The organism is Microbispora sp. NPDC049633, assembly GCF_040675265.1.
In the GTDB taxonomy this organism is placed as follows: Bacteria; Actinomycetota; Actinomycetes; order Streptosporangiales; family Streptosporangiaceae; genus Microbispora; species Microbispora maris.
In genome coordinates, this window is sequence record NZ_JBFAOO010000306.1 from 1 (window position 1) to 6,077 (window position 6,077).

Below are 6,077 nucleotides of genomic sequence, written 5' to 3' on the forward strand. Positions count from 1 at the left end.
GCCGCCGGCCAGAGCGGCACCGGGGCGACGTGACGGCCCTGTTCCTCCAGTAGCACGCACAACGCGCCCAGGCCGAGCCCGGCGCCGCCCGCCTCCTCCGGCAGCGCGATGCCCAGCAGGCCGGCCTTGCCCAGCTCCGCCCACAGCTCCTCGTCCAGGCGGGCCGGGGAGCCCTCCACCGCGCGTACGCGCTCGGTCGTGGCGCGGTCGGCGAATATCTCGTTCGCCAGGACGCGGACCGCTTCGAGCTCTTCGTCCAGCGTGAAGTCCATCAGTCGTTCTCCTGCGGGCGGAACACCGGAAGTGACAGGCCGGGATCGGCATCCAGCCAGCCGAGGACGACGGGCATGCCGATCTCGACCTCCTCCGGTGCGACGCCGGCCAGGTTGGTGACGAGCCGCGTGCCCTCGTCGAGCTCCACGACCGCGACGATCAGCGGATACTCGAACGCCGGGTGGCGGGGGTGGTGGTTGACCACGAAGCTGTAGACCTGCCCGCGGCCGGACGCCTCGGCGGCGTCCCACTCGAACGAGCCGCAGTGGGGACAGCACGGGCCGGGCGGGTGACGCAGGGTGCCGCAGCCGCCGCACCGCTGGATCACCAGCCGGTGCTCGCGCGCCGCCTCGAACCAGAACGCGTTGTCCCGGTTGATCGCGGGCCGCGGCCGCAGCGCCTTCGGGGCCCGGTTCTTCGGCCGGAACCGGAGCAGGCGCCAGCGCTGCACGGCGACGACCTCGCCGTCCTGGTCGACGTAGGTGCGGACCGTGGTCACGAACCGGCCGGCGCCCAGCGCCGTGCTCTTCTCCGGGGAGATCGACTCCACGACCTCGCGGACGCTCACCCGGTCGCCGGCCACGAGCTCGCGGTGGAACTCGAACTCCGAGTCGGTCGCCACCACCGAGGTGTAGCCGTCCTTTTCGAGCAGCGCGTTCAGCTCTTGCGCCCCCGAGCCTGTGTCCGCAACTGTCGCGGCGTACCCCCGCATCGTCCACACCTGCGTCATCGACGCGGGCGCGACGATCCCGGGACGGCCGGTCGCGCGGGCGGCGGCGTCGTCGAGGTGGACCGGGTTGCGGTCGCCCATCGCCTCGGCCCAGTGCCGGATCATGGGCACGTTCACCGGGTCGGGACCCTCCCGCAGCGGGACGATCTCCCGTCCGGCGAAGTCCTCGTATTCGCCCGTCATCGAGTAGCCCGGGGGAGGCCGAGGCCCTGGGTGGCGACCATGTCCCGCAGGACCTCGTTCACGCCGCCGCCGAAGGTGTTGACGATGCCCTGCCGCGAGAGCTGCTCGATCTGCCCGGCGAGCACGGCGCCCGGCGACTCGGGGCGGATCCGGCCGCCCGCGCCGATGATGCCCGACAGCGTGCGCTGCACGTCGATGTGGGTCTCGGTGCCGTAGACCTTGGCCGCGCCGGCGTCCGCGCCCGACAGCGCGTCACGCGCGACCGCGTAGGTCATCTTCCAGTTCATCAGCCGCATCGCCTCCAGTCGCGCGTACGTGCGGGCGAGGTCCCGCTGGACCCACGGCAGCCCGATGGCGCCGTTGTCCCGCGCCCAGCCCGCGACCTGCTCCCAGAGCTGGATCATCCGGCCGCCGAGCGCGGCCAGGCCGATCCGCTCGTGGTTGAGCTGGTGGGTGATGAGCCGCCAGCCGCCGTTCACCTCGCCGACGACCGCGTCGGCCGGCACCCGTACGCCGCTGTAGTAGGTGGCCGTCACGACCATGCCGCCCACCGCCTGGATCGGGCTCCAGGAGAAGCCGGGCGCGTCCGTCGGCACGATAAGGATCGAGATGCCCTTGTGCTTGGGCGCGTCCGGGTCCGTACGGCAGGCCAGCCACACGTAGTCGGCCGTGTTGGCGCCGCTGGTGAAGATCTTGCTGCCGTCGATCACCCATTCGCCGCCGTCCCGGACCGCCCGGGTCGTGAGGGAGGCGAGGTCGGTGCCCGCGCCGGGCTCGGTGTAGCCGATCGCGAAGACGACGTCGCCGGACAGGATGCCGGGCAGGTAGCGCCGCTTCTGCTCCGGCGACCCGTGGCTCATCAGCGTGGGGCCGACCGTGTTGACGGTGACGAACGGGAACGGCAGCCCGGCCCTCTGGACCTCGTCGAAGAACACGTACTGGTCCTCGATCGAACGGCCCTGCCCGCCGTACTCGACCGGCCAGCCGATGCCGAGCCGGCCGTCGGCGCCGAGGCGCTTGACGACCTCGCGGAACCGGGCGCCGCCGACGCCCTCCTCGCCGACGCGGCGCCGCTCGGCCTCGGGCAGCAGGCCCGCGAAATACTCCCGCAGCTCCCGGCGCAGCTCGCGCTGCTCGGGACTCTCACGCAGGTCCATGTCCCCTCTCCTTCACGCGTGGCCGAGGAAGCGCAGGCGCCCGCCGGCGGCGAACTCCTCGCCCAGCGCGGCCTTGTCCTGTCCGGTCATGAGGCTGTATTCGGGTGCGCCCCGGCCGGTCCAGCGGTAGACCCGGTCTCCGGTCCGCCAGCCGTCCATCCGCATCTCCTTCTTGCGCAGCTTGTTCGACCCGGTCGCCGGCAGCGCGGGCCGGGCACGGCGCGCGGACAGGTCTCGCGGGTCTCGGGGCCGACCACCCGTACGCCGGGCCGCGCCAGCAGCATCCGCGTCTTCGGGGCGATCTCCGGCCGTTCGGGCTGGGCCAGGACGTAGGCGATGGCCTTGCCGACGTAGGTGAAGAACGTCACGCCGTGGAAGCGCATCTCGGGGGTGTTGCCGAGCAGCACGCCGATGTGGAAGGGACCTTCCCGGCGCAGGCCCCGGGCCAGCGCCGCCCGGGCGCCTCGGGGGTCCACTGGATCTGACCGTGCCGTACGTGGAACTCGATCAGCTCGTCGGTGACCAGGCTCGTGCGGCTCAACGGGGGCGCTGTCCGGGGCGCTTCCTGAGTCATCGGGGATCCTCCACTCCGGTCTTCGAGCTGTCCAGACGTTAGTCAGCGGGACGCGCCGGCGATCCGGCGAATCCCGCTGACCGGGAAGAACGCGATGGTCAGGCGCCGCGCGCCGATGACGCGCACCATGCCGCGCGCGCCGGGGCGGCCGGATGCGACGACGCGTCCGTGCTCACGCGGCCTCCCCCGGCGGGTGGTGCGGGGGGTGCGGCGGCTCATCCGAAGTAGGCCTGCCCGCCGTCGAGGGGCATCGTCGCGCCGGTCAGGTAGCGCATGTCCGGGCCCACGAGTGCGACCACGGCGCGGCCGATGTCCTGCTCGCAGTCGCCGATGTAGCCGAGGGGGATGGTCTTGCGGAACTCCTCCGCCTCCTCGGGAAAGACCTCCGTCCACCGCTTCAGGCCCGGGGACAGAGCGTGCGGGGCGATGTTGTTGGCGCGGATGCCGTCGGGTCCCCACTCGGCCGCCGCCGCGCGGGTCAGCGAGCGCAGCGCCTGCTTGGCCGCCGCGTACGCGCCGTACGTGGAGGGGTCCCAGCGGACCATGGCCGAGGTGACGAGGTTGACGATGCTGCCGCCCCCGCGCGCCTTCATGTGGGGATGACAGGCCTTCATGAACGCGAAGGCGGCGAACGGGCCGCTGCGGAAGCCCTCCTGGAAGGCCGCGTCGCTCATCGACAGCAGCGTGCCGTACGCGCCCGTGTAGGCGTTGTTGACGAGGATGTCCACGCCGCCGAACCGGGTCACGACGGCCTCGACCACCGCGGGGATCGTCTCGGTCTCGGTCACGTCGCACGCGAACGGCTCCGCCGTCCCGCCGCGCTCCCGGATCAGCCCGCAGGTCGCCTCCAGCTTCGCCACCGTGCGGCCGAGCACCGCCACGGACGCGCCTTCCGCGGCGAGGGCCAGCGCGATGCCCTGGCCGACGCCTTGACCGGCTCCCGTAACGATCGCGACTTTCCCGTCCAGGCTTCCCATGCGTCTTCCGTTCCGCCGTGTGTTGGACCGAAATGGTGCTGGGACGCGGCACACCGGAAGTGGGCAGTCCCGCTCACCGGGAACCAGCCTTCACCGCCGCGCGGCTCCGGCGTGCACCGGTCCCGGTCACCGGGAAGTCCGCCGCCGCGCAGGCCGGCGGCGGTCTCACCCCCCGAGGCGGAGGCTCTTGAAACGGGTCGCCTGGGCGGCGATCGCCCTCTCCGTGGGGAGGCGTTCCATGGACGAGGCCCCGAAGAAGCCGGCGATCCCGTCCGTGTGGTCGAGGACGAACTGCGCGTCGTCCGGTTCGGCGATGGGGCCGCCGTGGCACAGGACGATGACGCCCGGGTTCACCGCGACGGCGGCGTCGCGCATCTCCTGCACCGCGGCGGCGGCCTCTTCGAGCGTGAGGGCGGTCTCCGCGCCGATGCTGCCGCTCGTGGTCAGCCCGACGTGGGGCACGAGCACGTCGGCTCCGGCTTCGGCCATCGCCGCGGCCTGCTCGGCGTCGAAGACGTACGGGGCGGTGAGCAGATCGCGCCGGCGCGCTTCGCGGATCATGTCCACCTCGAGCCGGTATCCCATCCCGGTCTCCTCGAGGTTCTGCCGGAACTTGCCGTCGTACAGGCCCACCGTGGGGAAGTTCTGCACGCCGGCGAAGCCCATCGCCTTCAGCTCGTCGAGGAAGGGACCCATGAGGCGGAAGGGGTCGGTGCCGCAGACCCCGGCCAGCACGGGGGTGTCGCGCACGACCGGGAGGACTTCCCTGGCCATGTCGACGACGATCGCGTTGGCGTCGCCGTACGGGAGCAGCCCGGCGAGCGATCCCCGGCCGGCCATGCGGTAGCGGCCCGAGTTGTAGATGATCAGCAGGTCGACGCCGCCGGCCTCGGCGGCCTTCGCCGACAGGCCGGTGCCGGCGCCCGCTCCGATGATGGGCCGGCCGGCCTCGGCGGCGGCGCGCAGGCGTTCGAGAGCTGTCTCGCGGTCCATGTCAATCTCCAGTCCGGCGTGCGCTGATGAGGCGGTGCAGGGCTTCGGCCGCGGCACGGCCGAAGCCCGGATCGTTGATGGCGGCGTCCACGTCGTGGACGGGGACGCCGGTGTCCTTCAGGGCGTCCCGCAACGCGGTGAAGCAGGCGGCGTCGGCGTCGGGGTCGGCGAAGGGGCCGCCTTCGACGTCGATCCCGGAGACGCCCTTCGTCGGCAGGTAGATCTCCACGGGCCCGGTGGCGCGGCTGAGCTTGTCGCCGATCCTGGCCCCCAGGGCCGCCATCTCCTCGCGGGTCGTCCGCATGAGGGTGACCGTGGGGTTGTGCACCAGGAACCTCCGGTCCGCGAACCTGTCCGGGACCGTGTCCCGGGGCCCGAAGTTCACCATGTCGAGCGCGCCGACGCTGACCACCTGCGGGATGCCGGCCCGCCCGGCCGCCTCCAGCCGCTCGGGGCCGGCGGTGAGGACCCCGCCGACCAGGTCGTCTGCCAGCTCGGTGGTGGTCAGGTCGAGGACGCCGTCGAGCATGCCGGACGCGGCGAGGGCCTCCATGGCCCGCCCGCCGGACCCCGTGGCGTGGAAGACCAGCACCTCGTAGCCGAGGCCGGTCAGATGGTCGCGGGCCTCGTCGACGGCGGGCGTGGTGAGCCCGAACATCGTGGCCCCGATCAGCTTCCGCTCGTCACCGCTGTCGGTGCCGCTCTTCGTGCCGGTCTCGCCGCGGACCCGCGCGTACCGCTGGGCCATGCCGGCCACGGCGGCCGCGGCGTTGCCCAGAACCGCCCGCGAGAGCCGGTTGATGCCGGAGATGTCCACGACGGAGTACATGAGGGTGACGTCGGCGTCCCCGACGTAGGGGCGGACGTCGCCCGAGGCCATGGTCGAGACCAGCAGCTTGGGCACTCCGACGGGCAGCGCCTGGAGCGCCCGGGCGGCGACCGACGAGCCGCCGGAGCCGCCGATCGCGAGCAGCCCGTCGAGACGGCCCTCCTCGAACAGCCGCCGGACGATCACGGCGGCGCCGGTCGCCATCGCGTCCATCGCGGCGCCGCGGTCGCGGGCGGCGCGGAGCCGGTCGACCTCGCCGCCCCCCCCCCCGCCCACCTCATCCCCGCCCACCCCGGCGAGGTCCCCCCCCTGGGGGACAGTTCCGACGACGACCACGAGCACGACGAAACCCGCCACCCGC

At 72.9% G+C, this 6,077-nt stretch carries 8 protein-coding genes; all 8 read right to left on the bottom strand.

From position 1 onward, the window contains the following. On the bottom strand, positions 1-272 hold a 272-nt coding region (locus AB0J39_RS37560), incomplete at its 3' end, for an acyl-CoA dehydrogenase family protein (protein WP_363473675.1). Then, on the bottom strand, positions 272-1,186 hold the full coding sequence (locus AB0J39_RS37565) for a bifunctional MaoC family dehydratase N-terminal/OB-fold nucleic acid binding domain-containing protein (protein ID WP_363473678.1): 915 nt from the start codon (positions 1,184-1,186) through the stop codon (positions 272-274). The genes AB0J39_RS37565 and AB0J39_RS37560, both read right to left, overlap by 1 nt. Beyond that, a complete protein-coding gene (locus AB0J39_RS37570; RefSeq protein ID WP_363473680.1) occupies positions 1,183-2,343 on the bottom strand; it encodes an acyl-CoA dehydrogenase family protein in 1,161 nt (386 codons plus the stop codon). The genes AB0J39_RS37565 and AB0J39_RS37570 overlap by 4 nt, the downstream gene beginning before the upstream one ends. Before the next feature lie 12 nt (positions 2,344-2,355). After that, the gene (locus AB0J39_RS37575; protein ID WP_363473682.1) at positions 2,356-2,502 is read right to left on the bottom strand and encodes a hypothetical protein; all 147 of its coding nucleotides are present in this window, start codon (positions 2,500-2,502) and stop codon (positions 2,356-2,358) included. Between the two features lie 457 nt (positions 2,503-2,959). After that, the gene (locus AB0J39_RS37580) at positions 2,960-3,136 is read right to left on the bottom strand and encodes a hypothetical protein (protein ID WP_363473684.1); all 177 of its coding nucleotides are present in this window, start codon (positions 3,134-3,136) and stop codon (positions 2,960-2,962) included. Then, positions 3,133-3,894, bottom strand: coding sequence for an SDR family oxidoreductase (locus tag AB0J39_RS37585; protein WP_363473686.1), 762 nt, complete (start codon positions 3,892-3,894; stop codon positions 3,133-3,135). Before AB0J39_RS37585 ends, AB0J39_RS37580 begins: the two co-directional genes overlap by 4 nt. Positions 3,895-4,059: 165 nt before the next feature. Next, on the bottom strand, positions 4,060-4,887 hold the full coding sequence (locus AB0J39_RS37590) for a phosphoenolpyruvate hydrolase family protein (protein WP_363473688.1): 828 nt from the start codon (positions 4,885-4,887) through the stop codon (positions 4,060-4,062). 1 nt (position 4,888) lies between these two features. After that, on the bottom strand, positions 4,889-6,077 hold a 1,189-nt coding region (locus tag AB0J39_RS37595), incomplete at its 5' end, for a Tm-1-like ATP-binding domain-containing protein (protein ID WP_363473690.1).